The following is a 238-nucleotide window of genomic DNA, read 5'->3' on the forward strand; positions in this document are numbered from 1 at the left end:
GGTGCAACGCCAGGTTGGTCGGGTGTTGATGGTTTTGTGGGTAGTTACGCCATTGCCAGGCGGGGAGATTGGGGGGACGTTTGCCCAGGAGGGTGAATCCTCTGTCCGTTAAACATATTGGACAGAGTTTAGGTGGGGTGGGGCGGGTGGGCGAATTGGGGATGGCTATTGGCCTTATAGAGAGGCATTTTTCATGCCCAAGTGACGCAGTCATGGTCGTCCATATGGATTAGAAACG

At 54.2% G+C, this 238-nt stretch carries 1 pseudogene; it reads right to left on the reverse strand.

Annotated features, from left to right (window positions below):
* Nucleotides 1–88: pseudogene (locus HX803_RS32925) on the reverse strand (terminase); the annotation flags it as partial.
* Nucleotides 89–238: the final 150 nt, after the last annotated feature.

The sequence above is a fragment of the Pseudomonas sp. P7548 genome (assembly GCF_013386585.1).
In the GTDB taxonomy this organism is placed as follows: domain Bacteria; phylum Pseudomonadota; class Gammaproteobacteria; order Pseudomonadales; family Pseudomonadaceae; genus Aquipseudomonas.